Annotated in this window: 29 protein-coding genes; 19 read left to right on the forward strand and 10 right to left on the reverse strand. The window is 67.6% G+C overall.

The annotated features are described in order from the left end of the window. The first annotated feature begins 7 nt into the window (after positions 1-7). From KXS11_RS03485 to KXS11_RS03495, 3 genes are read left to right on the forward strand one after another with little or no spacing between them, the layout of a single operon-like run. Complete coding sequence (locus KXS11_RS03485; protein ID WP_437384049.1) at positions 8-685, forward strand: hypothetical protein; 678 nt, start codon at positions 8-10, stop codon at positions 683-685. 4 nt (positions 686-689) lie between these two features. Continuing rightward, a complete protein-coding gene (locus tag KXS11_RS03490) occupies positions 690-1,013 on the forward strand; it encodes a DUF2746 domain-containing protein (protein WP_437384050.1) in 324 nt (107 codons plus the stop codon). Beyond that, a complete protein-coding gene (locus KXS11_RS03495) occupies positions 989-1,168 on the forward strand; it encodes a hypothetical protein (protein ID WP_437384051.1) in 180 nt (59 codons plus the stop codon). Before KXS11_RS03490 ends, KXS11_RS03495 begins: the two co-directional genes overlap by 25 nt. A 24-nt stretch (positions 1,169-1,192) precedes the next feature. Here KXS11_RS03495 and KXS11_RS03500 read toward each other — a convergent pair whose 3' ends face one another. From KXS11_RS03500 to KXS11_RS03525, 6 genes are all read right to left on the reverse strand, one after another. Beyond that, on the reverse strand, positions 1,193-1,870 hold the full coding sequence (locus tag KXS11_RS03500; protein ID WP_437384052.1) for a tyrosine-type recombinase/integrase: 678 nt from the start codon (positions 1,868-1,870) through the stop codon (positions 1,193-1,195). A gap of 303 nt (positions 1,871-2,173) precedes the next feature. Further along, a complete protein-coding gene (locus KXS11_RS03505) occupies positions 2,174-2,356 on the reverse strand; it encodes a hypothetical protein (RefSeq protein ID WP_437384053.1) in 183 nt (60 codons plus the stop codon). After that, on the reverse strand, positions 2,353-2,724 hold the full coding sequence (locus tag KXS11_RS03510) for a hypothetical protein (RefSeq protein WP_437384054.1): 372 nt from the start codon (positions 2,722-2,724) through the stop codon (positions 2,353-2,355). Before KXS11_RS03510 ends, KXS11_RS03505 begins: the two co-directional genes overlap by 4 nt. Positions 2,725-3,216: 492 nt before the next feature. Beyond that, entirely contained in the window at positions 3,217-3,807 is a 591-nt protein-coding gene (locus KXS11_RS03515; protein WP_437384055.1) for a hypothetical protein, read from the reverse strand. A gap of 146 nt (positions 3,808-3,953) precedes the next feature. Further along, complete coding sequence (locus KXS11_RS03520; protein ID WP_437384056.1) at positions 3,954-4,142, reverse strand: hypothetical protein; 189 nt, start codon at positions 4,140-4,142, stop codon at positions 3,954-3,956. A gap of 4 nt (positions 4,143-4,146) precedes the next feature. Beyond that, positions 4,147-4,980 (reverse strand): sugar phosphate isomerase/epimerase family protein, encoded by an 834-nt coding sequence (locus KXS11_RS03525; RefSeq protein ID WP_437384057.1) that lies wholly within the window; start codon positions 4,978-4,980, stop codon positions 4,147-4,149. A gap of 57 nt (positions 4,981-5,037) precedes the next feature. On the opposite strand from KXS11_RS03525, the gene otsA reads away from it, so the two are divergent. The 6 genes from otsA to ilvC are packed head-to-tail and all read left to right on the forward strand — an operon-like array spanning position 5,038 to position 12,575. After that, complete coding sequence (otsA, locus tag KXS11_RS03530) at positions 5,038-6,621, forward strand: alpha,alpha-trehalose-phosphate synthase (UDP-forming) (protein ID WP_437384058.1); 1,584 nt, start codon at positions 5,038-5,040, stop codon at positions 6,619-6,621. After that, the gene (otsB, locus tag KXS11_RS03535) at positions 6,618-7,439 is read left to right on the forward strand and encodes a trehalose-phosphatase (protein WP_437384059.1); all 822 of its coding nucleotides are present in this window, start codon (positions 6,618-6,620) and stop codon (positions 7,437-7,439) included. The genes otsA and otsB overlap by 4 nt, the downstream gene beginning before the upstream one ends. 1 nt (position 7,440) lies before the next feature. Next, positions 7,441-9,135: a dihydroxy-acid dehydratase gene (gene ilvD, locus KXS11_RS03540; RefSeq protein ID WP_437384060.1), complete on the forward strand. Its 1,695-nt coding sequence runs from the start codon at positions 7,441-7,443 to the stop codon at positions 9,133-9,135. Positions 9,136-9,177: 42 nt separating this feature from the next. After that, positions 9,178-10,983 carry an acetolactate synthase large subunit gene (locus tag KXS11_RS03545; RefSeq protein WP_437384061.1) on the forward strand — a complete coding sequence of 602 codons (1,806 nt, stop codon included), beginning with the start codon at positions 9,178-9,180 and terminating at the stop codon, positions 10,981-10,983. A gap of 2 nt (positions 10,984-10,985) precedes the next feature. Then, positions 10,986-11,495 carry an acetolactate synthase small subunit gene (ilvN, locus tag KXS11_RS03550; RefSeq protein ID WP_437384062.1) on the forward strand — a complete coding sequence of 170 codons (510 nt, stop codon included), beginning with the start codon at positions 10,986-10,988 and terminating at the stop codon, positions 11,493-11,495. Between the two features lie 51 nt (positions 11,496-11,546). After that, positions 11,547-12,575: a ketol-acid reductoisomerase gene (gene ilvC, locus KXS11_RS03555; protein ID WP_437384063.1), complete on the forward strand. Its 1,029-nt coding sequence runs from the start codon at positions 11,547-11,549 to the stop codon at positions 12,573-12,575. Positions 12,576-12,689: 114 nt separating this feature from the next. On the opposite strand, the gene KXS11_RS03560 is transcribed toward ilvC, so the two are convergent. Both KXS11_RS03560 and KXS11_RS03565 read right to left on the reverse strand, forming a co-directional pair. Continuing rightward, positions 12,690-13,679 (reverse strand): Gfo/Idh/MocA family protein, encoded by a 990-nt coding sequence (locus KXS11_RS03560; protein WP_437384064.1) that lies wholly within the window; start codon positions 13,677-13,679, stop codon positions 12,690-12,692. Beyond that, complete coding sequence (locus tag KXS11_RS03565) at positions 13,676-14,677, reverse strand: N-acetylglucosamine kinase (RefSeq protein WP_437384065.1); 1,002 nt, start codon at positions 14,675-14,677, stop codon at positions 13,676-13,678. Before KXS11_RS03565 ends, KXS11_RS03560 begins: the two co-directional genes overlap by 4 nt. A 93-nt stretch (positions 14,678-14,770) precedes the next feature. On the opposite strand from KXS11_RS03565, the gene KXS11_RS03570 reads away from it, so the two are divergent. From KXS11_RS03570 to KXS11_RS03595, 6 genes are all read left to right on the forward strand, one after another. Then, positions 14,771-15,733, forward strand: a complete 963-nt coding sequence (locus tag KXS11_RS03570) for a MurR/RpiR family transcriptional regulator (protein ID WP_437384066.1) — start codon at positions 14,771-14,773, stop codon at positions 15,731-15,733. Continuing rightward, a complete protein-coding gene (locus tag KXS11_RS03575) occupies positions 15,730-16,509 on the forward strand; it encodes a sugar isomerase domain-containing protein (RefSeq protein ID WP_437384067.1) in 780 nt (259 codons plus the stop codon). Before KXS11_RS03570 ends, KXS11_RS03575 begins: the two co-directional genes overlap by 4 nt. Positions 16,510-16,583: 74 nt before the next feature. After that, the gene (gene ngcE, locus KXS11_RS03580) at positions 16,584-17,990 is read left to right on the forward strand and encodes an N-acetylglucosamine/diacetylchitobiose ABC transporter substrate-binding protein (RefSeq protein ID WP_437384068.1); all 1,407 of its coding nucleotides are present in this window, start codon (positions 16,584-16,586) and stop codon (positions 17,988-17,990) included. Beyond that, positions 17,987-18,991, forward strand: coding sequence for a carbohydrate ABC transporter permease (locus KXS11_RS03585; protein WP_437384069.1), 1,005 nt, complete (start codon positions 17,987-17,989; stop codon positions 18,989-18,991). The genes ngcE and KXS11_RS03585 overlap by 4 nt, the downstream gene beginning before the upstream one ends. Then, the gene (locus tag KXS11_RS03590) at positions 18,988-19,899 is read left to right on the forward strand and encodes a carbohydrate ABC transporter permease (protein ID WP_437384070.1); all 912 of its coding nucleotides are present in this window, start codon (positions 18,988-18,990) and stop codon (positions 19,897-19,899) included. The genes KXS11_RS03585 and KXS11_RS03590 overlap by 4 nt, the downstream gene beginning before the upstream one ends. A gap of 53 nt (positions 19,900-19,952) precedes the next feature. Next, the gene (locus tag KXS11_RS03595) at positions 19,953-20,711 is read left to right on the forward strand and encodes a copper homeostasis protein CutC (protein WP_437384071.1); all 759 of its coding nucleotides are present in this window, start codon (positions 19,953-19,955) and stop codon (positions 20,709-20,711) included. Positions 20,712-20,756: 45 nt separating this feature from the next. On the opposite strand, the gene KXS11_RS03600 is transcribed toward KXS11_RS03595, so the two are convergent. Then, complete coding sequence (locus KXS11_RS03600; RefSeq protein WP_437384072.1) at positions 20,757-21,143, reverse strand: DoxX family protein; 387 nt, start codon at positions 21,141-21,143, stop codon at positions 20,757-20,759. A 70-nt stretch (positions 21,144-21,213) separates the two neighbouring features. On the opposite strand from KXS11_RS03600, the gene KXS11_RS03605 reads away from it, so the two are divergent. The 3 genes from KXS11_RS03605 to serA all read left to right on the forward strand — a co-directional run bounded on the left by KXS11_RS03605 (position 21,214) and on the right by serA (position 23,864). Continuing rightward, the gene (locus tag KXS11_RS03605; protein WP_437384073.1) at positions 21,214-21,768 is read left to right on the forward strand and encodes a DNA polymerase III subunit gamma/tau; all 555 of its coding nucleotides are present in this window, start codon (positions 21,214-21,216) and stop codon (positions 21,766-21,768) included. Positions 21,769-21,772: 4 nt separating this feature from the next. Beyond that, positions 21,773-22,144: a hypothetical protein gene (locus KXS11_RS03610; protein ID WP_437384074.1), complete on the forward strand. Its 372-nt coding sequence runs from the start codon at positions 21,773-21,775 to the stop codon at positions 22,142-22,144. A 127-nt stretch (positions 22,145-22,271) separates the two neighbouring features. Further along, positions 22,272-23,864 carry a phosphoglycerate dehydrogenase gene (gene serA, locus KXS11_RS03615; RefSeq protein WP_437384075.1) on the forward strand — a complete coding sequence of 531 codons (1,593 nt, stop codon included), beginning with the start codon at positions 22,272-22,274 and terminating at the stop codon, positions 23,862-23,864. 58 nt (positions 23,865-23,922) lie between these two features. Here the strand turns inward: serA and KXS11_RS03620 are convergent, their stop codons facing one another. Beyond that, a complete protein-coding gene (locus KXS11_RS03620) occupies positions 23,923-24,480 on the reverse strand; it encodes a TetR/AcrR family transcriptional regulator (protein ID WP_437384076.1) in 558 nt (185 codons plus the stop codon). Between the two features lie 112 nt (positions 24,481-24,592). On the opposite strand from KXS11_RS03620, the gene KXS11_RS03625 reads away from it, so the two are divergent. Then, a complete protein-coding gene (locus tag KXS11_RS03625; protein WP_437384077.1) occupies positions 24,593-26,116 on the forward strand; it encodes an MFS transporter in 1,524 nt (507 codons plus the stop codon). Positions 26,117-26,199: the final 83 nt, after the last annotated feature.

Here is a 26,199-nt window from a genome sequence, read left to right on the forward strand (position 1 = left end):
ACACACTATGGACCTTGCAGAGTTCTACGCGAACTACGACCACGCCGACGGCTTCGGCTCGCTCGCCGGCGGTCGGCTCAACCCGCACCGAGGCGGTGACGTTCCCCACGACGCGGGCACACCCATCCCGACGTACGAGCCCATCACGATCACCCTGAATCGTTGGCACGACGGGCTCGGCTGGATCGCGGAGGGCGTGACGCCGGCGGGCCGATACATCGGGTTCCGACACATGCTCGGGCAGTCCCCTCACCCGATCGGCACTGAGCTCCCCAAGGCCGGCATCGTCGGCCCGGTCGGAGCCTCCGGCACCCTCGCCAACGGCGACCACCTGTGCACCACGAACGCCTCCGGTCCCGGCGGCGTGCTCGGCGACCCCAACCTCGTGTCCGACCCCTGGCCCTACATCGAGGCAGCAATCTCCGGCACCGCAGCAGCGGGCCGGCCCACCCCGGCCGAAGAGGCCAGAAAGCGAGAAGAACACATGCGCACCATCATCATCAACGGGAAAGAGTTCGGCGGCACCGGTGCCGGCTACGTCCTCAACACCGACGACCTGACGGCCAAGCCCATCGCCAACCTGGGGGAGCTGCTGGCGCTCGAAGCGCAGGGGTGGAAGCGCGCCGTCCTCAACCCCAAGGACTTCAACGAGGTGCTGGCGACCTACCGAATCCACAAGGTCTGAGCCGGTGGGCGAGTCCGTTCTCGTCGCGCTCATCGGCGGGTGCGCACTCGTCCTCACCGCCCCGACCGGCCTGCTGGCCCTCGTGCTCAATCGCAAGGTGAACGCGATCCGGCACCAGGTGACGAATCACCACACCGTCAACCTTCGCGAAGACCTCGACGCCAAGCACGATGACAACCGCGACTTGCTCCAGACGATCGCTCGCGACGTGGGCGGCATGAAGGAGGACCTGCGACTCGTCCGCAGCACGCAGGCCAGATACGACGAGCGACTGTACAACCTCGAAACGAAAGGTAAGAGACCATGGAGAAGATCAACCCGAAGGTGACCGCAGCGGCCGCAGCGGCCGCAGCGACCACCGTCCTGTGCTGGGGCGTAGGCCTGGCCGGCCTCGACGTGCCGGGGGAGGTGCAGGGTGCCGTCACGGTCCTGCTCGTCTTCGGTGCCGGCTGGATCACCCCGGCCGGCCGTCACGCGGCCTGAGCGGCGACGTGAAGCGCCGGATGGTCAGAAGTTGACCGCCCGGCGCTTCACGTCGTTGTCCATCAGCGTGTAGATCTGCGTCGTCGCGACGGAGGCGTGCCCGAGGAGGTCACGGACGGCGAGGATGTCCTTCGACGCCCGATATGTTTTCGTCGCGAACCAGTGGCGCAGCATGTGCGCGGTGACGCCCTCGGGCAGCGCGTTGCTGATCAGCTTGGACACGTACGACGCCGAGATGTGGCCGTTGATCTGACCGGGGAAAAGATACCCCGGGGGCAGCTGGCGGAGCATGTGGGCGAGTTCGTCGCGCAGCTCGACGACGCGTTCCTTGTTGCCCTTCCCGTGGATCAGGATCGACCAGCCGAGCAGGTCTTCGAAGATGTCCTCGCGCGCGGCCACGGCTATCTCCCCGCACCGCATGCCCGCGTGCGCGGCCAGTTGGACCATCAGGCGGGTCCGAATGTCATGGGTGCGTTTCGCGGCCTCCACGGAGGCGTCTGGGGCCGGACGCGGCTTGCCCGGGTTGACCTTGATCTTGGGGAGGTGTGCCGCTGGGTCAGCGGCGATCCGTTCCGTGATGAACGCCCACCGGTAGAACGCCCGCAAGCTCGACCGCATCGAGGCCCGCGAGGACGCCGACAGCTGCGCATGCCCGCCGAGGTATCCCGCGAGGAAGTCGAGGGACATAGGAAACGGCGGCACCTTCGTCTCCGAAGCGAACCGCCGCAGGTGATACGACCGCAGGTAGGCGGTCGTGTCTGGCGACGTATTCCGAATCCAGGATAGGTACGCTTCGAGGTGCTCGCGCCACGGCTCGGGCGTCGCTATCTGGTGTTTCATCGTGATCTCATCGAACCGCAAAGCCGGACGTCCGATTGACCGTTTCGGCTTGGCGCGCGGCGTCGTCTCCGAATCGTTACCCCCGGATGAGGGATAACCCTTACTCGTCATCGACGGGACAGTCGTGCCCGGCCGGACCTTCGGCGCACTCGGCGCACGTGCCCGTCATGAATCGCTCGGTTTCGGGGAGTGCTCTGGGCACAGGTCTTCGTCCTCGGTGAACGTCCACCCGTAGCGTGCTGCCGAGTCCCGTGCAGTGCCCGTGAAATCCTGCGGTTCCGGAGCGGTCGCGCCGCACTCGTAGTCGTCCCCGTCGCAGACGATGACGACCATGCGCTGCACGCTCACGACTGACCACCTGTCGGTTGCGGGGTGAACTCGTGGGTGCCGTCTTCGTTGTGCACGAGCAGCGTCCCCACGAACCCAACGCCGCCCGTGGTGCAGCCAGGGAAGGCACAGTGCTGGGCCGGGCCGTACGCGCGCGGTTCCGGGTCCAGCTCGAATCCACCGGCGCACCAACTCTTGTGCGGTCCGCCCTCGCCTGCGCAGGCGTTGCACCAGCTGTCCACCGGTAGCCCGAGTCCGTAGACGGCCGTGGCGATTGCTCCGAACGCCTCATCGCCAGCGTCCAGGTTCTCTGGTGTCGGCTGCACCATGATGCGCCGCGTCAGCTTGCCGTACTCGGACACGAGCGCCAGCAGTTCCTCAGCGGTCATGCGCGCACCGCCCGCAGTGCGACGATGAGGAGGAGCGCGAGCCCGGCGGTCCCGTCGATTAAACAGTGGGTTCTCGGTTCAAGTCCGAGGGGGTGCACCACACGGAAAACGGCCTCGTCATTCGACGGGGCCGTTTCCTGTTGGACAGGCCGGCATCCGGCGGTCCACTGGCCCTGGGCGAGGAACGCTCCGCGAGCGTTTCGCGACACGCTCTCGTCCGAATCGCGTCAACAGCGCTCGTGTGGTCCCGAGCCGTGAGACGCTGGACGAGTCAGTGGCGTTCGCAGGATCGGGTCCTGCCTGCCACTGGTGAAGCCTTCGAGGTGGTCACCCCGCCGCCTTGGAGCAGAGCGTCGGCTGGGCGTTCACCGCCCGCCAGCGCCGTGGCGCCTCATCGATTCGGGTTCGATGAGGCGTCATGCACTCCACGAGGTGCAGCACGCGAAACGGCCGCCCACCGAAGTGGACGGCCGTTCGGACGTGGTCTGCTGTTCAGCTCACCGCGCTGCGGCGAGCGGGAACGGGGTTCACGAGGCTCGCGTCGATGAACTCAGGCTCGGCCCAGACCGTGATCGGGTAGTGCTGCGGCTCGAGCAGGGTCCGCTCCACGAAGGTGGGTTCCGTGAACGCCTCGCCCGCAGGGTCCTCGTCCGCGACCGCTTCACCGGCGGTCGCCTCGGTCTCCTCGACATCGGTTTCGGCCTCGGCCTCCGGTGCGGCAGGCACTTCGGAGGATTCGTCGATGACGGCTTCAGCGGGAACCTCGACGGTCGTGTCCTCGAGAGCCTCGGCTTCATCGGTCTGGCGGCCCCACAGGCGCCAGCCGCGGCTGGGCGCCTCGGTGGCGCGCACGGTGACGGCGGCCTGTTCGAGGTCGATGTCCGTCGCGATCTCATGGGCGAGCTGCTGGGCGTACACCTCGTGGAAGATCTCGTCTCCCGACGTGGGCGTCCGGCGCGAGAGGACCCATGCACCGTTCGCCCCGAGCTCGCTCGCCAATCTGGCGTGCACCAGGTCGAACAGCTGCTTCTCGGTCAGCTTCGATGCGGAAACAGGAGCGGCGTGGCGTCGGCGACCGAACATGGCGGGCCCTTCATCGAAAGCGGAGCGTCCCTGAGCTGGACTGCCCTTATTCTCGGTGACGAACCGCGGAAACATGCGGAGACACGCGGGCGGTCACCCGAGTTCGCGGGAATCCCGCCCAGCCGTGGTATCGCTGTACGGCGACCTCAGCGGTCGATCTCGGCCTGCTTGCTGTCGTCGAGCACCGTGCTGATCGCCAGCGCGAGGGAAATGCCCCAGCTCACCCAGAGCAGGAGGAGTTTCCAGTCGCGCGGACCCTGGCGGGTGGCCTGGATCGCTGAGATCCCACCGAAGATCGTCGAGATCATGCTGCCGTTGAACAGAAATTTGCGCATGGCTTCACGCTAGCCGGTAGGGCCGGTCTCCCGCATCCGGGCTTTCCTTCGACGGCTCGCTCGTGGTATCGAGGGCACGCTTCGCGAAAGCGAGCGACGCCCGCAGCTGGGCGAGACGGAGCGTGTCGCCGCCTGATGAGGGGAGGTGGACCTCGGCGACGATGCTGCCGGACCACTCCGCGGCCCGTAGGAGTTCGAGCACCTCCGTCACCGGCTGTTCGCCGGCCCCCGGCAGGAGGTGCTCGTCGAGGAACGCTCCGCGCGGCGACGGGGCGGTGCCGTCGCACAGGTGCACGTGACGCAGTCGGTCGCCGTAGCGGGTGGCGATCTCCAGCGAGTCCTCGCCGGCGAGGGCCGCATGGGAGAAGTCGAGCGTGAGCGCCGCGCAGTCGAGCGGGCCGGGGTCGTATCCGAATGCGAACGGTTGGACGCGGATCCCGCGGCTGCTGAAGCAGGCCATGTTCTCGACCGCGATCTCCAGGCCGTGGCGTTCGGTGAGCTCTGCGACGAGGTCGACGAACGCCTTCGCGTAGCGGCGTTGCCAGCGGAACGGCGGGTGGACCACCACGGTGCTCGCCCCGACGGTCGCCGCGAGTTCCACGGAACGACGCAGCTTCTCGCGGTGGTCTCGGCCCCAGACGAAGGCGGTGCGGGTGAGGACCGGTGCGTGGATCGACAGGATGTCGAGACCGGTTTCCGCGGCGAGCGCGAGGAGCGCCTCGGGGTCCTGGGTGACGCGGTCCTGCGTCACCATGACTTCGACGCCGTCGTAGCCGGCCTCAGCGGCCAGCTCGAACGCCCGTCTCGTGTCGAGCGGATAGACGCAGGAGGTGCTCATGCCGTGGCGGATCATCAGCGCAAGCATAAGCGTGCCGCCTGAACAGGCGGTTTCGCCATGCGGAACGCTGCTAGCCTGAAGGGCGAACCCGAGCACCCCGGGAGGGTCATCATCACCAGATACTCCGCGCCCGACGGCGGATCAGCTTCGACCTTCGACTTCATCGTCGTCTCCAACCGACTGCCCGTCGACCGCGTCATCGACGCGGACGGCGAAGAGAGCTGGCGGACCTCGCCCGGTGGCTTGGTCACCGCGCTCGAGCCCGTCATGCGCGGCGCAGACGGCGCGTGGATCGGCTGGGCCGGCTCGGCCGACCTCGAGATCGAGCCATTCCACAACGACGACATGTGGATCATTCCCGTGCCGTTGTCGGAGGAGGAGATCGCCCGCTACTACGAGGGGTTCTCGAACGACACGATCTGGCCGCTGTACCACGACGTCATCGCGCCGCCGAGCTACCACCGCGAGTGGTGGGACTCGTATCTCGTCGTCAACCGGCGATTCGCCGAGCAGGCGGCGGCTTCCGCAGCCGAGGGTGCGACCGTCTGGGTGCAGGACTACCAGCTGCAGCTCGTCCCGAAGATGCTCCGGGAGCTCCGTCCCGACCTCACCATCGGATTCTTCAACCACATTCCGTTCCCGGCATACGGCATCTACTCGCAGCTGCCCTGGCGGCGGCAGATCATCGAGGGCCTGCTCGGGGCCGACGTGATCGGTTTCCAGCGGGTCGCCGACGCCGGCAACTTCTCCCGCGCCGTCCGACGTCTGTTCGGCTATGAGACGAAGGGTGCGGCGATCCAGGTGCCGCTCGACGCAGCCCTGGTGCCCACGCTCACCGACGCCGCCCCGGTTGCTTCGAAGACCGGAGCGCCCTACCGCACCGTCATCGCGAGGCACTTCCCGATCTCGATCGACAGCAAGGGCTACGAGGCCCTCGCGAAGCGGCCGGACGTCATCGCCCGAGCGAAGCAGATCCGTGAGGAGCTCGGGAACCCCGAGACGATCATGCTCGGTGTCGACCGGCTCGACTACACGAAGGGCATCGGTCACCGACTCAAGGCCTTCGGCGAGCTGCTGCGCCAGGGCAAGCTCTCCGTCGAGGACGTCACGCTCGTCCAGGTGGCGAGCCCGAGCCGGGAACGGGTCGAGACCTATCGCCAGTTGCGCGACGACATCGAGCAGACGGTGGGCCGCATCAACGGCGACTTCGGCACCATCGGCCACACCGCGATCCAGTACCTGCACCACGGCTACCCCCGCGAGGAGATGGCGGCGCTGTATCTGGCGGCCGACGTCATGCTCGTGACGGCGTTGCGCGACGGCATGAACCTCGTCGCGAAGGAGTACGTGGCGGCCCGTTACGACCTGGACGGCGTGCTCGTGCTCAGCGAGTTCGCCGGTGCCTCCGACGAACTCAAGCAGGCGCTCAAGATCAACCCGCACGACATCGAGGGCATGAAGTCCGCGATCCTGCAGGCTGTCCACATGACGAAGGCCGAGCGCGCGCGTCGGATGCGAGCGCTGCGGAAGCGCGTGATGGAGTACGACGTCGCACGCTGGTCGGCGTCCTTCCTCGATGAACTCCACCGTGTCCGCGACGCGCAGCCGATCTCGAAGCAGGGGAGCACCACCCAGTCATGAGCACCTCCGACGAGCCCACCGACACCCTCGGCGGGCTTCCCCTGGGCCTGCGCGCCGAACTCCGCCGCCTCGCCGACGTCCCGAACCTCCTCGTCGCCCTCGACTTCGACGGCACGCTGGCGCCGGAAGTCGACGATCCCGAGCAGGCGCGTGCGCTGCCCGCCGCTCGCTCGGCCGTCCTCCGGCTGATGGAGCTGCCCGGCACGAGGGTCGCCCTCGTCTCCGGTCGCGCGATCGACAGTCTCGTCGCGGTGGCCGACCTCCCCGACCACGCACTGTTCGCGGGTTCGCACGGCGTCGAGATCCGACTCGACAGCCCCGACGACGCCCTCGCCCTCGACGACGAGGAGCGCGAGCAGCGCGAAACCCTCCAACGGATCCTCCAGGACGTCGCGGAGGGTTACGATAATGTCTGGATCGAGCGGAAGCCGGCAGGGTTCGCCCTGCACACCAGGCTCGCCAGTGAAGAAGACTCCAGGATCGCCCACCTCGAAGCACTCGCCCACACGAAGGACGAGTTCGGCGCCCTGACGGTTCGAGAGGGCAAGAACGTCCTCGAGTTCTCGCTCAGGAGCGCGACCAAGGGCGAAGCCGTCGAACACCTCCGGCGGTACACCAGAGCAGATGCCGTGTTCTACGCGGGCGATGACGTCACCGACGAGGACGCCTTCGGCGCTCTCGGTCCGGGGGACCTCGGAGTGAAGAGCGGCCAGGGCGTGACCGCCGCCGACTTCAGGGTCGAAGGACCCTCCGAGATCGCCCGTGTACTCGGCATGCTCGCGGAATATCGAAGCAACAAGGAAGCCGTAGACTCTTAAAATGCCAGAGATCGACATCAAACCACGCAGTCGTGCCGTCACCGACGGCATCGAGGCGACCACCTCACGCGGCATGCTCCGCGCCGTCGGCATGGGCGACGAGGACTGGGACAAGCCCCAGATCGGCATCGCGAGCTCGTGGAACGAGATCACGCCCTGCAACCTCTCGCTCGACCGCCTCGCCCAGGGGGCGAAGGAGGGCGTCCACTCCGGTGGCGGCTACCCGCTGCAGTTCGGCACCATCTCGGTGTCCGACGGCATCTCGATGGGCCACGAGGGCATGCACTTCTCGCTCGTCTCCCGCGAGGTCATCGCCGACAGCGTCGAGACCGTCGTCATGGCGGAGCGCCTCGACGGCACCGTCCTGCTCGCCGGCTGCGACAAGTCGCTCCCGGGCATGCTCATGGCCGCCGCCCGCCTCGACCTCTCCTCGGTCTTCCTCTACGCCGGATCCATCGCGCCGGGCTGGGTCAAGCTGTCCGACGGTACCGAGAAGGAAGTCACGATCATCGACTCCTTCGAGGCCGTTGGCGCCTGCAAGGCCGGCAACATGAGCGAAGAGGACCTGAAGCGCATCGAATGCGCCATCGCTCCAGGCGAGGGTGCTTGCGGCGGTATGTACACCGCGAACACGATGGCATCGGTCGCCGAAGCGCTCGGGATGAGCCTGCCGGGCTCCGCCTCGCCGCCCTCGGCGGACCGTCGCCGCGACTACTTCGCCCACCGTTCTGGCGAGGCCGTCGTCAACATGCTGCGCCTCGGGATCACCGCGCGCGACATCCTCACCAAGGAGGCGTTCGAGAACGCGATCGCCGTGGCCATGGCCTTCGGTGGTTCCACGAACGTCGTGCTGCACCTCCTCGCCATCGCCCGCGAGGCGGAGGTCGACATCACCCTCGACGACTTCAACCGCATCGGGGACAAGGTGCCGCACATCGGCGACCTCAAGCCTTTCGGTCAGTACGTCATGAACGACGTCGACCGCCACGGCGGTGTGCCCGTCGTCATGAAGGCGCTGCTCGATGCCGGCCTCATCCACGGCGACTGCCTCACGGTGACCGGCAAGACGGTGGCGGAGAACCTCGCGGAGATCAACCCCGACCCGATCGACGGCAAGGTCATCCGCACGCTCGACAACCCGATCCACGCGACCGGTGGCATCACCGTGCTGAAGGGTTCCTTCGCACCGGAGGGCGCCGTCGTGAAGACCGCCGGCTTCGACGCCGAGGTGTTCGAGGGCCCCGCGCGGGTGTTCGAACGCGAGCGTGCCGCAATGGACGCCCTCACCGAAGGCAAGATCAACAAGGGCGACGTCGTCGTCATCCGCTACGAGGGTCCGAAGGGCGGACCCGGTATGCGTGAGATGCTCGCGATCACCGCGGCCATCAAGGGCGCGGGACTCGGTAAAGATGTACTACTGTTGACGGACGGTCGATTCTCAGGCGGCACAACCGGACTGTGCATCGGCCACATAGCACCCGAAGCGGTGGACGCAGGTCCAATCGCCTTCGTGCGCGATGGTGATCTGATACGGGTCGATATCGCTGGCCGCTCGCTCGACCTACTCGTCGACGATGCAGAGCTGGAAGCCCGCCGTGACGGCTGGGCGCCTCTCCCTCCGCGCTATACCCGTGGCGTTCTCGCAAAGTACTCTCGTCTCGTGCACTCCGCAGCGGAGGGCGCGATCACGGGATAACCGAGCATCTCGTTCGTGCATCTCATCGCTTAAGGAATCATCATGCCCACGGAGTCTCAACCCGTGCCTCATCCCAGAACACCGGCGGCTCCGGCTGCCCCGGAGATCCTGACGGGAGCTGCCGCGATCGTCCGATCGCTCGAGCTCCTCGGTGTCACGGACATCTTCGGTCTGCCCGGCGGGGCGATCCTGCCGACGTACGACCCGCTGATGGACTCGACGAAGCTCCGGCACATCCTCGTCCGGCACGAGCAGGGCGCCGGCCACGCGGCCGAGGGCTACGCGGCCGCCGGCGGCGGGATCGGCGTCTGCATCGCGACCTCCGGTCCAGGTGCGACGAACCTCGTGACCGCCATCGCCGACGCCTATATGGACTCGGTGCCGATGGTCGCGATCACCGGACAGGTGTTCTCGACACTCATGGGCACCGACGCCTTCCAGGAGGCGGACATCGTCGGCATCACGATGCCGATCACGAAGCACTCCTTCCTTGTGAAGACACCTGAGGAGGTGCCGGCCGCCATCGCCGCCGCCTACGAGATCGCCGGAACGGGTCGTCCGGGCCCCGTGCTCGTCGACATCACGAAGGACGCGCAGCAGGCCGAGGCGCCGTTCATCTGGCCGCCGAAGATCGACCTGCCGGGGTACCGTCCGGTGACGAAGGCGCACGGCAAGCAGATCCACGCCGCTGCTCAGCTGCTCGTCAACGCGAAGAAGCCCGTGCTGTACGTGGGCGGTGGCGTCATCCGCTCGAAGGCGTCGGCGGAACTCCTCGCTCTCGCCGAGGCGACCGGTGCCCCGGTCGTCACGACGCTCATGGCGCGTGGAGCCTTTCCCGACTCCCACCAGCAGCACCTCGGCATGCCCGGCATGCACGGCACGGTCCCGGCCGTCCTCGCGCTGCAGGAGGCAGACCTCCTCATTTCGCTCGGAGCACGCTTCGACGACCGCGTCACGGGCAAGGCATCGCTCTTCGCCCCGAACGCCAAGGTCGTGCACGTCGACGTCGACCCCGCGGAGATCTCGAAGATCCGCATCGCGGACGTCCCGATCGTGGGAGACGCGAAGGACGTCATCGTCGACCTGCAGTCGGCGTTCGAGGCGGCTTCCCGCGAGGTCACGCCCGACCTCACCGAGTGGTGGTCGTACCTCGACGGGCTTCGTGAGGAGTTCCCGCTCGGGTACGCACCGCCCACCGACGGCCTGCTCTCCCCGCAGCACGTGATCTCCCGCATCGGTGAGCTCACGGGTCCCGAAGGTATCTTCGCCGCCGGTGTCGGCCAGCACCAGATGTGGGCTGCGCAGTTCATCAAGTACGAGCGTCCGAACGCGTGGCTGAACTCCGGCGGCGCCGGGACGATGGGCTATTCGGTTCCGGCGGCCATGGGCGCGAAGGTCGCCCAGCCCGATCGCCACGTGTGGGCGATCGACGGCGACGGCTGTTTCCAGATGACGAACCAGGAACTCGCGACCTGCACGATCAACAACATCCCGATCAAGGTCGCGATCATCAACAACTCCTCGCTCGGCATGGTGCGCCAGTGGCAGACGCTGTTCTACGACGGCCGCTACTCGAACACCGACCTCAACACGGGTCACGACACGATCCGCATCCCCGACTTCGTGAAGCTCGCGGAGGCCTACGGGTGCCTCGCGATCCGCGTGGATAAGGAAGACGAGGTCGATGCGGCGATCAAGCTCGCCCTGGAGACGAACGACCGTCCGGTCGTCATCGACTTCGTGGTGAGCGCCGACGCGATGGTGTGGCCGATGGTGCCGCAGGGCGTCAGCAACAGCTACGTCCAGTACGCCAAGGACCACAGCCCGTCGTTCGATGAGGAGGCCTGAGCATGAGCACGCACGTCCTGAGTCTCCTCGTCGAGGACAAGCCCGGTCTGCTGACCCGTGTGGCCGGCCTGTTCGCCCGCCGCGGGTTCAACATCGAGAGCCTCGCGGTCGGCCACAGCGAGATCGAGGGGCTGTCCCGGATCACGGTCGTCGTCGACGTCGAGGAGCTGCCGCTCGAGCAGGTGACGAAGCAGCTGAACAAGCTCATCAACGTCATCAAGATCGTCGAACTCGATCCGGCGCAGTCCGTCCAGCGGGAGCACCTGCTCATCAAGGTCCGTGTCGACAACTCGACCCGTTCCCAGGTGCTCGAGGCCGTCAACCTGTTCCGTGCCCGCGTCGTCGACGTCGCGCAGGACGCTCTCGTGATCGAGGTCACGGGCGACTCCGGCAAGACGACCGCCCTGCTCAAGGTGCTCGAGCCCTACGGCATCAAGGAGATCGCCCAGTCGGGCCTGCTCGCCATCGGGCGCGGCTCGAAGTCGATCACCGAACGCGTCTTCAAGAACTAGGTCGCGCTTCAGCGACCCATTGCGAAACCACAACCAAGGAGAGAACCACCAGTGACTGAGATTTTCTACGACCAGGACGCAGACCTGTCGCTCATCCAGGGCAAGAAGGTTGCCGTTATCGGCTACGGCTCGCAGGGCCACGCCCACGCGCTGAACCTCCGCGACTCGGGTGTCGAGGTCGTCATCGGCCTGAAGGACGGCTCGAAGTCGATCGCCAAGGCTGAGGAACAGGGCTTCACCGTCAAGAACGTCGCCGACGCCTCCGCCTGGGCCGACGTCATCGTGATCCTCGCTCCGGACCAGTTCCAGCGCACGATCTTCGCCGAGTCCATCAAGGACCAGCTCGCACCGGGCAAGGCCCTCGTCTTCGGCCACGGCTTCAACATCCGCTTCGGCTACATCGAGGCCCCCGAGGGCGTCGACATCTTCATGGTCGCCCCCAAGGGACCGGGCCACACGGTCCGTCGCGAGTACGAGGCCGGCCGCGGCGTGCCCGTCATCGTGGCTGTCGAGAAGGACGAGACCGGCAGCGCCTGGGCTCTCGCCTGGTCGTACGCGAAGGCGATCGGCGGCCTCCGCGCCGGCGGTATCAAGACCACCTTCACCGAGGAGACCGAGACCGACCTCTTCGGCGAGCAGGCTGTCCTCTGCGGTGGTGTCTCCCAGCTGATCCAGTACGGCTTCGAGACCCTGACCGAGGCCGGCTACCAGCCGCAGATCGCCTACTTCGAGGTGCTCCACGAGCTGAAGCTCATCGTCGACCTCATCTGGGAGGGTGGCATCGCCAAGCAGCGTTGGAGCGTCTCCGACACCGCTGAGTACGGCGACTACGTGTCGGGCCCGCGCGTCATCGACCCGAGCGTCAAGACGAACATGCAGGCTGTCCTCAAGGACATCCAGGACGGCACCTTCGCCAAGCGCTTCATCGAGGACCAGGACGCCGGCGCGCCCGAGTTCCTCGCGCTGCGCAAGAAGGGTGAGGACCACCCCATCGAGGCGACCGGTCGTGAGCTGCGCAAGCTGTTCGCATGGAACGCGTCGAACGACGACGACTACGTCGACGGCAGCGTCGCCCGCTAGTCGTCACCGCCTCGTCGCACTGCGACCGCGCTGAACGAGAACGCCCGTCCCGGGAGACCGGGGCGGGCGTTCCGTCGTCCGGCGTGCCCGGTGCAGAGCGTGGCGCCCGCTCGTTCAGAGGTGGACGGCTCGCCCGGTCGCGAGGGAGCGTTCGGCCGCGAGGACGACCGCGAGTGCCTGGAGGGCGGACTGCGGCGGGCACCGCGTGGGTCGGGCGCCGGTCGACACGCACTCGAGGAAGTACTCGGCCTGCAGCCGGTAGGGGTCGGCGTCGTCGATCGCAGTGGCGGCATGGGCAACGGCGGCCGGCCCGGCTGCGTCGAGGTGGAGCGGGACCGGGGTGCCGTCGAGTGATCCGGTGAAACGGTGCCCGAGCACACCGGCATCGCCGACGACTTCGATCGCCGAGGAGAAGCCGAAGCCGTCTGGCATCCCCATGGAGCTCGTGATGCGCCCGAGGCCGCCGTCGCGGTACTCCACCGTGGTCTCGATCGGTCCGTCGAACCGACGACGCCTGGCGTCGACCCGCACCGGCGTGCCGAGATGCAGGTTGAGCTGGTCGGCGTCGTGGATGGCGACGTCGACGAGGATTCCGCCGGAACGTCGTTCGTCGTGCCACCAGGCCGAGGGCCCGGGTGGGGCGCTGAGTCGCCCGGTCGTCACGAACTCCGGGACGCCGACGACGCCGTCCCGCACGCCGTCGGCGATCGCGGCGTATCCGCCGAAGAACCGGACGACGTGCGCGACCATGAGCGTCGACCCGCTGTGTTCAGCGGCGCTCAGGATCCGCTCGGCGTCCTGGAGCGTCCGGGCGATCGGCTTCTCGAGGAGGACGTGCTTCCCGCGCTCGAGAGCGCGGATCGCGATGTCGGCGTGCGTGTCGGTCGGGGTGCACACCGACACGATGCCGACGCTGTCGTCGGCGAGGATCGCTTCGACACCGGCGACGCTCTGCGCTCGTGGAGCCGCCGGGTCGGGCTGCGGCGGACGGCTGCCCGATCGATACGCGATGTGCTCGGCAAGCCCTGCTGCGGCCCACGCCCGGAGGTGCGCGCGGCCCATGGCCCCGGAGCCGATGATGGCGATGGATCCCAGGTCGTTCACGGCGTCTCCATCCGGGTCGGGGGCGTGAGCGCTCGACACAGTCGCTCGAACACCGCGTCGTCGATCTCGATGCCGAGCCGACGGAGGCCGAGGCAGGCGGCACCGACCAGCCCGTCGCGCACGGTGACGAGGTCCGCACCACGGCTCGCCTCGTGCAACCGTTCGCGGGTCGTCGGCTCGTGCACCAGCAGGCCGTCGACGAGGACGCTCCCACCGAGCACCAGGGTCCCTGGTGCGACACCGGGCGGGTGGACCGCACGCACGAGCGAGCTCAGCCGACTGATGGCCTCGCGCAGGATGGTCGCTGCGACAGGGTCACCGACCGCTGCGAAGGCGAGCGGTGCGACACGGGCGATCGAAACCGGTCGATCCTCGTGGACGACATGGATCAACCGGTCCAGGGTCGAGGATCTCCGGCCGGGCCCGTCGCCCGGCGCCGGAAGTCCGAGCGCCTCGACGAGGAGCGGGGTGAGCGCCGTCGCAGGGCCGAGGCCGTCGAGGTCCGCCGCAACGGCACGGACGATCCGTCGAGCGATCCAGAATCCGGAGCCGCCGTCGCCGAGCAGCCAGCCGGCACCACCGACCTCCTGCACGAGCGCCCCGTCCTCGATGCGTCCGGCGACACTCCCGGTCCCGGCGATGAGCACGGCTCCCGTCTGCTCGGGCGTTCCCGAGCCGTACATGCCGAGCAGGTCCGGCTCGACGACGACCTCGTCGAAGCCCAGCGTCCCGAAGTGCGTGTCGAGCGCCGCGCGGTAGGCGGGGGAGGCCTGTCCCGCCTGCGTGACCACCACGATCGATCCGGGACCGACGGTCGTCGACGCCTCGTCGAGTGCCGTGCTCGCCGCGTCGGCGAGCTGCGCGGCGGCGCGCTCCACGCCTGACGCGGTCGGGTTCCCGCTTGCGGCGCGGCCGAACCCGAGCACGCCACCCGTGTCGTCCACGAGTGCGGCGCGGGTGGATGTGCCGCCCGCATCGATCGCCAACGTTCTTCTCATCATCGTCATCATCTCGAAACATGTTGCCGTGAGCCACAACGTACTGTAAGAATCAGTTTCGCGTCACTCCAACGAAGGAGAAAAGGAATTTCCATGACTGTTCCCATCCGCACCGTCCCACCGGTCGAGCACGCCACAGGCGTGACCAACCGGATCCGGTCGCGGATGCCCGAGATGTCGGGAGTCATGACACGCATCGCCGAGTACCTGCTCGAGAGTCCTGACGCACCGCTCACCCTGACCATCGGGGAGCTCGCAGCCGACTCCGGGGTGTCCCCGGCGACCATCACGCGCTTCTGTCGGATCATCGGCTACACGGGGTACGCGCCATTCCGGGTGGACCTCGCGAAGGACTTCGGTCGCAGCACGGCGCACGACTCCTGGCGGACCGACATCGGGCGGGCGTTCGGTCCAGACGACGCGTCCGCAGACGTCCTGAGCACGCTGTTGAACGCGCACACCCGCACACTGCGGGAGACCGCGGACGCGATCGACCTGGCCGTGGTCCAACGGATCGCCGAAGCGATCGCCGCCAGCCGCAACGTCGACATCTACGGCATCGGTGGAAGCGCGATGCTCGCGGGGGAGATGCAGGCGCGGCTCTACCGCATCGGGATCAGCACGCACACCTGGTCGGAGGTCCACGCGGGGCTCACGAGCGCGGCCATCCAGGACACCGACTCCGTCGCGCTCGGGATCTCGAACACCGGCCGCACCGAGGAGACCATCCAGATGCTCCGGCAGGCCGGTCGAGCCGGAGCCCTCACCGTCGCCATCAGCAACAACCCCGATTCGCCGCTCGTCGCCGAGGCGGACCTCGCGATCATCACCTCGGCGCACGAGCGCTTCCTGCAGCCCGACGACCTCTCGGCCAAGCACGGTCAGCTGTTCGTGCTCGACCTCCTGTACCTCCTCGTGGCCCAGAAGAACTTCGAGCGGACGACGCGGCGCCTCGCCGCGTCAGCGCTCGCGGTCGCCTCGCACCGCCGACCGACCAGGGCGCAGGCCCTACCAGACCCGGTATCCGCAACGGACGCCATGAGAGGATCAGCATGACCGTCGCTCCGAGCAGCACCTGGACCGATCACCTCGAACGGTACGACGAGGAGGTCACGCGCCGCCTCGCGGACATCACCGCGGCCGCCCGCGCCGGCGAGTTGGACGCGGCGATCGCGCTGCTCGCGGGGGCGATCGAGCGCGGCGCGGTGATCCAGGCGTTCGGGACGGGGCATTCGGAGGCGTTCGCGATGGAGATCGCAGGCCGTGCCGGCGGCCTCATCCCGACCAACAAGATCGCCCTGCGCGACGTGGTGCTCCGCGGCGGACGCGCGGTCGACGATCTCGGCGGTGCGGCACTCGAGCGCAGTGGGGACGTGGCGGCCGAGCTCTTCGCGATCTCACCGATCGGTGAGGGCGACGTGTTCCTCATCGCCTCGAACTCCGGGGTCAACGGCTCCATCGTCGGGCTCGCGCTCCTGGCGAAGGAACACGGACACCCCGTGATCGCGGTCACCTCGCTCGAACACACGAGCCGCGTCGAACCCAAGCACGCGAGTGGGCTCAGGCTCTCCGAGGTCGCCGACGTCGTGCTCGACAACCGGGCTCCCTTCGGCGACGCCACGATCGAGGTACAGGAAGGGGTGCCCGTCGGTGCCGTGTCCTCGATCACCGCCGCATACCTCGCCCAGCTCCTCACGATCGGCGTCGCCGACACACTTGCGCGCGGTGGCGACACCCCGCCCCTCTACATCTCCGCCAACATCCCCGGCGGAGATGAGCACAACCGGGTGCTCGAAGACCGGTATCGAGGCCGCATCCGCCGAGATGCCTGACACCGACCCCGGCACACCCGCCACCCCCGACAGCACCAACCTCCGAACACCACGAATCACTGGAAGGTAGACCGATGGAAAAGCAGCCAGCAACTCTCCAACGACGCGACTTCTTGCGAGGAGCGCTCGCAACGGCGATCCTGCTTCCGCTCGGCGGGACGCTCGCGTCCTGTGTGGGCGGTGGTGGCGGTGCCACCACGACGGGAGGCCCGGTCTCCGCTGGGAACCCCTTCGGCATGGCCGCGAACTCGACCGTCGACGCCGTCATCTTCAAAGGTGGCTACGGCATCGAGTACACCGAGTTCGCCGGCAAGCTCGTCGAGAAGCAGCAGGCGGGTTCCACGGTCAAGGTGACCGCCGCGACGAACATCGCGCAGACCCTGCAGCCGCGCTTCGTGGCAGGCAACCCGCCGGACGTCATCGACAACAGCGGCGCCGGCCTCATCGGCATCAACACGATCCGCGAGCAGCTCGCCGACCTCACCGACGTGATCGAAGCCGAGAACTACGAGGGCAAGGTCATCAAGGACACGCTCTACGCGGGCGTCGTCGAACCGGGCACCTTCGACGGCAAGTTCGTCCAGCTCAACTACGTGTTGACCGTCTACGCGGTCTGGTATTCGGCGGCCCTGTTCGAAGCGAACGGCTGGACCCCGCCGAAGACCTGGGCAGAGGCGCTCGATCTCGGGGCGAAGGCCAAGGAACAGGGCAAGTACCTGTTCGGCTGGGGCACCGAGGCTGCGACGTACTACCAGACGATGGCGATCGCCTCCGCGATCAAGGAGGGTGGCGATGAGGTGCGTCTCGCCCTCGAGAACCTCGAGGAGGGGTGCTGGTCGAAGCCCGCCATCCAGGACGTCTTCACAGCCATGAAGCAGATCATCGACGCAGGGTATGTGAAGCCCGGCGGCGCCGGGACCCAGTTCACAGCGGCGCAGGCACAGTGGAGCAACGCCGAGGACTTCATCCTCTACCCCTCCGGTGGCTGGATCGAGAACGAGATGAAGACGCAGACCAAGGACGGCTTCAAGATGACGGGCGCGCCGGAGCCGACCGTCAGTGCGAACTCCGCACTGCCCTACACGGCACTGCACAGCACCGCGGGAGAGGGCTTCATCGTCCCGTCCCAGGGCAAGAACGTCGCCGGTGGCAAGGAGTTCCTGCGGGCGATGCTGTCGAACGACGCGGCGGTCAACTTCGCGAAGACGACGTTCTCCTCGACCATCGTCAAGGACACGATCCCCGCGGACGGCTTCGGCTCCACGGCGCTCGTGTCGCAGGTGAAGATGCTCGAGGGTGCAGGCACCGACGTGTTCTCCTGGAACTTCGTCGACCTGTACGGTCTCAACACCGACATGCTCGTGTTGTGGAACACGTTCCTCCAGGGCGGGTCGGATGTCGCGACACTGACGAAGGGTCTCCAGGACATCTCCGACAAGGTCCGGAACGACGACTCGGTGGACAAGGTCACGGTCAAATGACGGCTGTCGTCGGCACCCCCATCGGACGCGCGGGCGGCGGGAAGCCGCCCGCCGCCCGGCGGTTGCGCCGCCGCGACTTCACTTTCGACCGGGTCACCTTCTTCCTGGTGTTCCTCGTCGTCCCCGTGGTGGGGTACGTCGTGTTCGTCGTCTCCCCGTTCGCCCAGGCGGCGTACTACTCGCTCACCAACTGGTCCGGGTTCTCCCCGGCGATGGACTTCGTCGGTGTCCAGAACTACGTCAAGCTCTTCCAGGACGCGACGTTCCTGAAATCGATGGGCAACAGCGTGGCCCTCGCCATCGTGTTGCCGATCGTGACGCTCGGCATCGCGTTCCTCTTCGCCTCGCTCATCACGATCGGTGGGCCGAGCAACGGGCCGATCCGCGGGCTGCGCAACTCCAGCGTGTACCGGGTCATCACCTTCTTCCCGTATGTGGTGCCGGCGATCGTGATCGGTCTCATCTGGAAGCAGATCTACGACCCGTCGTCAGGACTGCTGAATGGATTCCTGACCGGCATCGGCCTCACGAACTTCGAGTCGTTCGCGTGGCTGGGGTCGCCTGACACGGCGATGGTCGCAACGATGTTCGTCATCGTGTGGGGCCTCATCGGCTTCTACACGGTGCTCTTCATCGCGGCGATCAAGGGTGTCCCGGCGGAGATCTACGAGGCGGCGCGCATCGACGGCGCAGGCCGGTTCCGCACCGCGCTCACCATCACGATCCCGCTCATCCGCGACAACATCCAGACCGCGTACATCTACATGGGCATCCTCGCACTCGACGCCTTCGTGTACATGGCGGCGTTGAACCCGGGCGGTGGTCCGTCGAATTCGACGCTCGTGATGAGCCAGCAGCTCTTCACCACGGCCTTCACCAAGGGGCAGTTCGGCTACGCCTGTGCGATGGGTGTCGTGCTGGCACTCGTCACCCTGCTGTTCGCCGGCGTCGTGTTCCTCGTCAGCCGCCTCACCGGCGGCAGCGATGAGGTGGCTGAATGAGCGCCGGGACGACCGCGACGACCGTGAACCCCACGGTGGTCGGCGACGGGGCGCGTGCCCCGATCAGTCGGAAGCCGACCGCCGGCGACCGTGCGGTCGGGACGGCGTCGCATACGGTACTGATCATCTGGTCGATCGTCGTGGTCGTGCCGCTCCTCTGGACGGTCATGTCCTCGTTCAAGACGAGTTCGGAGATCTTCGCCTCGCCGTTCGCACTCCCCGCGAACTGGAACTTCGACAACTACGTGAACGCGTGGACGACGGCCGGGATCGGGAGTTTCTTCCTCAACTCGATCGTCGTGGTCTTCGGAGCGCTCGTCGTGACGATGCTCTTCGGATCGATGTGCGCTTATGTGCTCGCGCGCTTCCGCTTCTTCGGCAGTCGGGCGATCTACTACCTGATGCTCGCCGGGCTCACGTTCCCGATCTTCCTCGCGATCGTGCCCTTGTTCTTCGTGCTGCGCAGTCTCGGTCTGCTGAACACCCTGCCGGGTCTCATCCTCACCTATGCGGCGTTCGCATTCCCCTTCACGGTGTTCTTCCTGTTCTCCTTCTTCAAGTCGCTCTCGGGTTCCATCGCCGAGGCGGCGGCGCTCGACGGCGCAGGGGAGTGGCGGACGTTCTTCCAGGTGATGCTGCCGATGGCGAGGCCAGGCCTCGCGACCGTCGCGATCCTGAACTTCGTCGGGCTCTGGAACCAGTTCCTGCTCCCGGTGGCGCTCAACACGGATCCGCAGAACTACGTGCTCACCCAGGGCATGGCGTCCTTCGCGTCGCAGGCCGGGTACTCGGTGGACTTCGGTGCGTTGTTCGCCGCCTCGGTGATCACCGTCGTCCCGGTACTCATCGTGTACTTGATCTTCCAGCGCCAGCTGCAGGGTTCGGTCTCGCAGGGCACGGACAAGTAGGTCGTCGGCGTGCGCGTCCTCCGGCAGGCACGAGGCCTGGAACAATGGTCCGAATGAGCCCGTCGCAGTCACCCGTCGCCGTCGAGATCGCCGTCCAGGATCTGGAGGGCGTGCGGATCGCCATCCGAGAGGGCGCCGAACGCATCGAGCTCTGCCAGGCTCTCGGCTCAGGTGGGCTGACACCGTCCATCGGCCTCGTCATGTCGGCCGTGCGGGCTGCCGACGAAGCAGGACTCAGCGACTTCGTGCACGTGCTCGTCCGTCCTCGTGAGGGTGGGTTCGTGTACTCGGCGGCCGAGGTGGAGGTCATGTCCGGTGACATCCTCGCGCTGGAGGCCGCGGGCGCCGCAGGCATCGTGGTGGGCGCCCTCCGGGCCGATCGGTCGATCGACCTGGAGGCGCTCGCCCAGTTGCGCCAAGCGGCGGGCTCGCTCACGGTGACCTTCCATCGCGCGATCGACGCGACGGTCGACCCGGTGCGATCGGCGGACGAGCTGCGCGATGCAGGCGTCGACCGCGTGCTCACCTCGGGCGGAGCTCGCGCCAGCGTCGACGGCGCCGAGAAGCTCGCCGTCATGGCCTCCCGGGCCGCCGGCTCGATGGAGATCATGGCCGGAGGAGGGGTCACCGTCGACGCGATCCCCACGCTGATCCGCACGGGGGTCGACGCCCTGCACCTCTCGGCCCGGCGTCGTGCCGGCCGGGTCACGGAGACCGGCCCCGGTGGTGGTTCCCCGAGTTACGACATCACCGATGCGACCACGGTCGCGCGGGCCGTGGCGGCCGTGCGACGCGCTGCCGTCTCCGTCTGACGCGAAGGCTCAGAGGAGGACGGCGACTCAGAGCAGGACGACGGCTCAGAGCAGGACGACGACGAGCGCGACGATCAGCACGAGCTGACCCAGCAACCTCGGCACGAACGGCACCGCGAGCTTCCCGAACCGCTCGGGCTGGCGGGCCGCACTCGCGTTCGCCGGGAACACCGCGATCAGGAACACGATGAGTGAGACGGCCGCCGCAGGCCGGGTGCCCGGCAGCAGGAGTCCGATGCCGCCGGCGATCTCGCACACGCCGGTGAACACGACCAGCATCCGCGGGGTGATCGTCGCGCTCCGCAGTGGTGCGGGGATCATCGCCGCCATCGTCCGGGCGGGACCGGGCACGAAGTGCAGCGTCCCCATCGCCACGAACATGAGGGCGAGCACGACGGTGAGCGCGAGCTGGAGGACGGCGAAGAGGCTCATCGGGCCATTGTGCTCCGTGCCGCCGTGCGTGCCGTGAAGGCGGTCGGCCCGTCGGCGATAGGCTGGTGACATGACTGACCAGCGGGACGACGACGCGCTGAGCTGGGCCGGCGACGACGACCCGACGCTCGCCCCCTCCGGCACGACCGACGCCGCAGCGCGGGCTGAGGAGGCCTCCGAGGAGGAGCCCTCCGAAGTGCGGCCGGTGCCGTCGTCGGTCGACGTCGAGCTTCCTGTCGCGATGGCGCCGGAGACGGCGGCGGAGCGAGAAGTGACCGAGACCGCACCGCCGACCCGCGCCACTGTCACGAATGACGATGAAGCCGGTGTCCGTGAGCAGATGAGTTCGACGATGCTGATCACCCTCGGCATCTTCGGTGGTGTCTTCCTCCTGTACAGCGTCGGTTGGCTCATCTCGGCGTTCCGTCCGGACGCAGCCGTCCCGAGTGACACCGTCGGTGAGTTCATGTTCAACCTGGGCCAGGGACTCGCCGTCGCAGCAGGTCCCGTGTGGATGGCGGCGACGATCTGGCTCACCCGTGACAGCAAGCCCTCCGTCCGCATCGCGATGCTCGCGCTCGGTGTCGTCCTGGTGCTGCCCTGGCCGTTCCTCCGAGGAGTGTGACCCGATGACCTCGACCACCGCAGCCGACGCCCCTCGATCCCCGCTCGCCAGTGCTGGCTGGGCCAGCTGGTGCATCGCCGTCCTGTTCGGCCTCTTCTTCGCCTACGACGTCTTCGAAGCCGTCGGGAACCTGGTTGGAGTCGTTTCGCAGGCCAACGCGCTCGGCGGGAACGTCGTGCCGCTGGGCTGGGCTGTGCTCATCGGTGGGTTGCTGCTCCCGGTCATCGCCTTCGGCATCGCCTACTGGACCGGGCGCGGACGCCGGCTGGGGGAGCAGACAGTGCGCTTCCTCGTCGCACTGTGTGTCGTAGCCGCGATCTCGCAGTCGGTGCTCGCCTTGTTCGGGGCGTCACAGCTCACCGATCTGCTGGCCTGAGCACCAGTCCACTTGCGTTCCGCTGGACGTCACACGACGTCTGCCGGTTTGTGCCTCCGATAGGCTTGCCCTGGCCGCCGGACACCGACGTGCTGCCCACCCCACTGCTACGCGAAGGAACCGTTCCGTGTCGAAACCGGTCGTACTGATCGCCGAAGAACTCTCACCAGCCACCGTCGACGCCCTCGGGCCCGACTTCGAGGTGCGCTCCGTCGACGGGACGGACCGACCGGCACTGCTCTCGGCCATCGCCGACGCCGACGCCATCCTCGTGCGCTCCGCGACGAAGGTCGACGAAGAGGCCATCCGCGCCGCCAGCCGCCTCAAGGTCATCGCCCGTGCGGGTGTCGGCCTCGACAACGTGGACATCAAGGCGGCCACCACCGCCGGCGTCATGGTCGTGAACGCCCCGACCTCGAACATCATCTCGGCAGCCGAGCTGACCGTCGGCCACATCCTGAGCCTCGCCCGCCACATCCCCGCGGCGCACGCAGCACTGGCGCAAGGGCAGTGGAAGCGTTCGAAGTACACGGGCACCGAGCTCTACGAGAAGACCATCGGCATCATCGGCCTCGGCCGCATCGGCGCGCTCATCACCGCACGACTGCAGGCGTTCGGCACCAACGTCATCGCCTACGACCCCTACGTCACCTCGGCTCGGGCGCAGCAGCTCGGCGTGCAGCTCGTCACCCTCGACGAGCTCCTCGCGCAGGCGGACTTCATCAGCATCCACATGCCGAAGACCCCTGAGACGACCGGCATGATCGCAGGCCCGCAGTTCGCACTCATGAAGCCGACCGCGTACATCGTGAACGTCGCGCGCGGTGGCCTCATCGACGAGGACGCGCTCTACGAGGCGCTGTCGAACAACGTCATCGCCGGTGCAGGCCTCGACGTCTTCGTCAGTGAGCCGCCCACCGACACGAAGCTCCTCGGCCTCGAGAACGTCATCGTCACGCCGCACCTCGGAGCGTCGACCGACGAAGCCCAGGAGAAGGCCGGCGTCTCGGTCGCGAAGTCCGTGCGTCTGGCGCTCGGCGGCGAGCTCGTACCGGACGCCGTCAACGTCGCCGGTGGCGTCATCGACCCCTACGTCCGCCCGGGCATCCCGCTCGTCGAGAAGCTCGGTCAGGTCTTCTCATCGCTCTCGACCTCGCCGCTCACGAGCGTCGACGTCGAGGTGCACGGCGAACTGAGTGCCTACGACGTCAGCGTGCTCAAGCTCGCAGCGCTCAAGGGCATCTTCACGAACATCGTCAGCGAGACGGTCTCCTACGTCAACGCGCCATTGCTCGCCGAGCAGCGCGGTGTCGTCGTCCGCCTCATCACCGACGAGGTCAGTGAGGAGTACCGCAACGTCATCACGCTGCGAGGCGCGCTCAGCGACGGCTCGCAGATCTCCGTCTCCGGCACGCTCACCGGCACCAAGCAGATCGAGAAGATCGTCGAGATCAACGGCTATGACGTCGAGGTGCCCTTCGCGAAGCACCACATCGTGATGGTCTACACCGACCGCCCGGGCATCGTCGCCGTCTACGGCCAGCGTTTCGGCGAGGCCGGCATCAACATCGCCGGCATGCAGATCGCCCGCCACGAGGCAGGCGGCCCGGCACTCAGCGTGCTCACGGTCGACTCGCCTGTCGCGGACGACGTCCTCGAGGGTGTGCGCGAGACGATTGACGCCTCGCTGCTGCGCGAGATCGACATCACCGAGCAGTAGTCGCCAGGAACGACGCCCCGTATCGACCGAGTGTCGATGCGGGGCGTCGTCGGGGCGCTCAGTTCCCCGGCGCGGGGAGGAGTCGCGCGATGACGGCGAGCAGACGTTCGATGGATTCGTCGCTGCCCTCTTCCGGGTCCGAGACCCCCATACCGAGTTGGGCGGTGTTCGCGTACAAGCCGTCTGAGAGCAGCACGATCGCGCGTGCCGTGTCGGCATCCCCGACCGCCTCCTCGACCGTCTTCAGCCAGCCTCGCCGGATGGCCGCCATGGCGTCGCTCGCCTGCGCATGCTGCCCCTGAGCGAGGCGTGCGACGGCGATGATCGTGCGGTCGAACGGCGACCCGCAGTCGACCGAGGTGCGGACGAAGTACTCGACGACACCCTCGGGGGCCGAGCGCATCCGTGCGGTGTCCGCCTCGTTCATCTCTGCGAGGCGGGAGATGAGGCCGTCGACGAGGGCTTCCTTGCTGCCGAAGTGGTACAGCAGGCCGCCCTTGGACACACCGGCGGACGCTGCGACGGCGTCGAGGGTGGCAGCGCGTTCGCCCTGTTCGATGAGCAGTTCGGCGAAGGCGTCGAGGATTCGTTCGCGGGCTGCGGTCGGCTTGGCCATGGCTCCATCGTATTCGGGTCGTCTCGGTCGCTTGCTACTGTACCGGCTGGACGGTATAGTTTTCGAGCGGCGCCCGACCGGCACCGTTCTCCGTGCTCCGAAAGAGGTCATCGTGTCCACCGTCACCGAACCCATCGCCGTCGACGCCCCGCGTGCCGGCCGTCGTGCCTGGTTCGCGCTCGCCGTCCTCATGCTGCCCGTCCTGCTGGTCTCGGTCGACAACACGGTCCTGAACTTCGCGCTGCCCGCGATCTCGAGCGCGCTGACCCCCACGGGGACGCAGCTGCTCTGGATCGTCGACGTCTACCCGCTCGTCCTCGCCGGGTTGCTCGTGTCGATGGGGAGCCTGGGTGACCGGATCGGCCGCCGCAAGCTGTTGCTGATCGGTTCGATCGGCTTCGGCGTCGTCTCGGTCGCCGCAGCGTTCGCGCCGAGCGCAGAGGCGCTCATCGCGGCCCGCGCCGCACTCGGATTCTTCGGTGCGATGCTCATGCCGTCGACACTCTCGCTCCTGCGGAACATCTTCCTCGACCGCGACCAGCGACGGTTCGCCATCGCGGTCTGGGCGAGTGGCTTCGCTGCCGGGAGTGCGCTCGGCCCGATCGTGGGCGGGATCATCCTCGAGCACTTCGCCTGGGGAGCGGTGTTCCTGCTCGCCGTGCCGGTACTGCTCCCGCTCGTGATCCTCGCGCCGTTCCTGATCCCGGAATCGAAGGACCCGAACCCCGGACGCATCGACGTCCCGAGCATCCTGCTCATCCTGCTCACCATGACGCCGCTCGTCTTCAGCATCAAGCACCTCGCGGAGGCCGGTTTCGACGCCGTGACCGCCGTGACGCTGGTGGTCGGCGTCGTGAGCGGGATCCTGTTCATCCGCCGTCAGCTGCGACTCGAGCATCCACTCCTCGACCTGGAGCTCTTCCGCAAGGCGTCGTTCAGCGGCGCCGTGCTGATCAACCTCCTGAGCGTCACGGCGCTCGTGGGTGGTCTGTTCTTCGTGTCGCAGCACCTGCAGCTCGTCCTCGGGCTCGAACCGCTCGAAGCCGGACTCGTCCTGCTGCCGGGCCTCATCGTCATGATCGTCGCAGGCCTCGTGATCGTCCCGATCTCCAAGCGCGTCCGCCCAGGCATCGTGGTGCCGATCGCGCTCGTGGTGTCCGCCGTCGGCTACGCCTCGATCGCGATCACCGGGGGAGACGTGTCGGCGTTCGGGATCGGTCTCGCGTTCGTGGCGCTGGGGCTCGGTATCGGTTCAGCGGAGACGGTCTCGAACGAGCTGGTCATCGCGAGCGCACCGCCGGCGAAAGCGGGGGCAGCGTCAGGCGTGTCAGAGACGGCGTACGAACTCGGTGCGGTCCTCGGTACGGCCACACTCGGAACCGTCCTCACCGCCTCCTACCGTTCGGCAGTCGTCCTGCCGGACGGACTGAACGAGGCTCAGCAGCAGGCCGCGGGGGAGACCCTCGGTGGTGCGGCGACCGTCGCGTCTGAGCTCCCGGGGGATCTCGCGAACGCGCTGATGGACTCCGCTCGGCACGCCTTCGACAGTGGCGTCGGCGTCGCCGCGTGGATCGGCGTCGGCCTCATCGTGACCGCGATGCTCGTCGCGGCGATCGGGCTCCGTCGCGTCCGGTGATCGACTTCGACCGTGCCACCGGTGAAGCGGTGGCACGGTCGCGGCGCGTGTGCAGGCGTTAAGCTGGGCGCACACCGTCGTCG

Source organism: Plantibacter flavus, assembly GCF_051487245.1.
GTDB lineage: Bacteria > Actinomycetota > Actinomycetes > Actinomycetales > Microbacteriaceae > Plantibacter > Plantibacter flavus_B.

Excerpts from the sequence above, each read along its gene's own strand:
- otsA (WP_437384058.1), top strand. The coding sequence starts at position 5,038 with ATGCGGAACGCTGCTAGCCTGAAGGGCGAACCCGAGCACCCCGGGAGG.
- KXS11_RS03590 (WP_437384070.1), top strand. The coding sequence starts at position 18,988 with ATGAGCGCCGGGACGACCGCGACGACCGTGAACCCCACGGTGGTCGGC.
- KXS11_RS03605 (WP_437384073.1), top strand. The coding sequence starts at position 21,214 with ATGACTGACCAGCGGGACGACGACGCGCTGAGCTGGGCCGGCGACGAC.
- KXS11_RS03515 (WP_437384055.1), bottom strand. The coding sequence starts at position 3,807 with ATGTTCGGTCGCCGACGCCACGCCGCTCCTGTTTCCGCATCGAAGCTG.
- KXS11_RS03585 (WP_437384069.1), top strand. The coding sequence starts at position 17,987 with ATGACGGCTGTCGTCGGCACCCCCATCGGACGCGCGGGCGGCGGGAAG.
- KXS11_RS03610 (WP_437384074.1), top strand. The coding sequence starts at position 21,773 with ATGACCTCGACCACCGCAGCCGACGCCCCTCGATCCCCGCTCGCCAGT.
- KXS11_RS03595 (WP_437384071.1), top strand. The coding sequence starts at position 19,953 with ATGAGCCCGTCGCAGTCACCCGTCGCCGTCGAGATCGCCGTCCAGGAT.
- ilvN (WP_437384062.1), top strand. The coding sequence starts at position 10,986 with ATGAGCACGCACGTCCTGAGTCTCCTCGTCGAGGACAAGCCCGGTCTG.
- KXS11_RS03575 (WP_437384067.1), top strand. The coding sequence starts at position 15,730 with ATGACCGTCGCTCCGAGCAGCACCTGGACCGATCACCTCGAACGGTAC.
- KXS11_RS03485 (WP_437384049.1), top strand. The coding sequence starts at position 8 with ATGGACCTTGCAGAGTTCTACGCGAACTACGACCACGCCGACGGCTTC.
- otsB (WP_437384059.1), top strand. The coding sequence starts at position 6,618 with ATGAGCACCTCCGACGAGCCCACCGACACCCTCGGCGGGCTTCCCCTG.
- KXS11_RS03495 (WP_437384051.1), top strand. The coding sequence starts at position 989 with ATGGAGAAGATCAACCCGAAGGTGACCGCAGCGGCCGCAGCGGCCGCA.
- KXS11_RS03510 (WP_437384054.1), bottom strand. The coding sequence starts at position 2,724 with ATGACCGCTGAGGAACTGCTGGCGCTCGTGTCCGAGTACGGCAAGCTG.
- ilvD (WP_437384060.1), top strand. The coding sequence starts at position 7,441 with ATGCCAGAGATCGACATCAAACCACGCAGTCGTGCCGTCACCGACGGC.
- KXS11_RS03565 (WP_437384065.1), bottom strand. The coding sequence starts at position 14,677 with ATGAGAAGAACGTTGGCGATCGATGCGGGCGGCACATCCACCCGCGCC.
- KXS11_RS03600 (WP_437384072.1), bottom strand. The coding sequence starts at position 21,143 with ATGAGCCTCTTCGCCGTCCTCCAGCTCGCGCTCACCGTCGTGCTCGCC.
- KXS11_RS03525 (WP_437384057.1), bottom strand. The coding sequence starts at position 4,980 with ATGAGCACCTCCTGCGTCTATCCGCTCGACACGAGACGGGCGTTCGAG.
- KXS11_RS03620 (WP_437384076.1), bottom strand. The coding sequence starts at position 24,480 with ATGGCCAAGCCGACCGCAGCCCGCGAACGAATCCTCGACGCCTTCGCC.
- KXS11_RS03545 (WP_437384061.1), top strand. The coding sequence starts at position 9,178 with ATGCCCACGGAGTCTCAACCCGTGCCTCATCCCAGAACACCGGCGGCT.
- KXS11_RS03570 (WP_437384066.1), top strand. The coding sequence starts at position 14,771 with ATGACTGTTCCCATCCGCACCGTCCCACCGGTCGAGCACGCCACAGGC.
- ngcE (WP_437384068.1), top strand. The coding sequence starts at position 16,584 with ATGGAAAAGCAGCCAGCAACTCTCCAACGACGCGACTTCTTGCGAGGA.
- KXS11_RS03520 (WP_437384056.1), bottom strand. The coding sequence starts at position 4,142 with ATGCGCAAATTTCTGTTCAACGGCAGCATGATCTCGACGATCTTCGGT.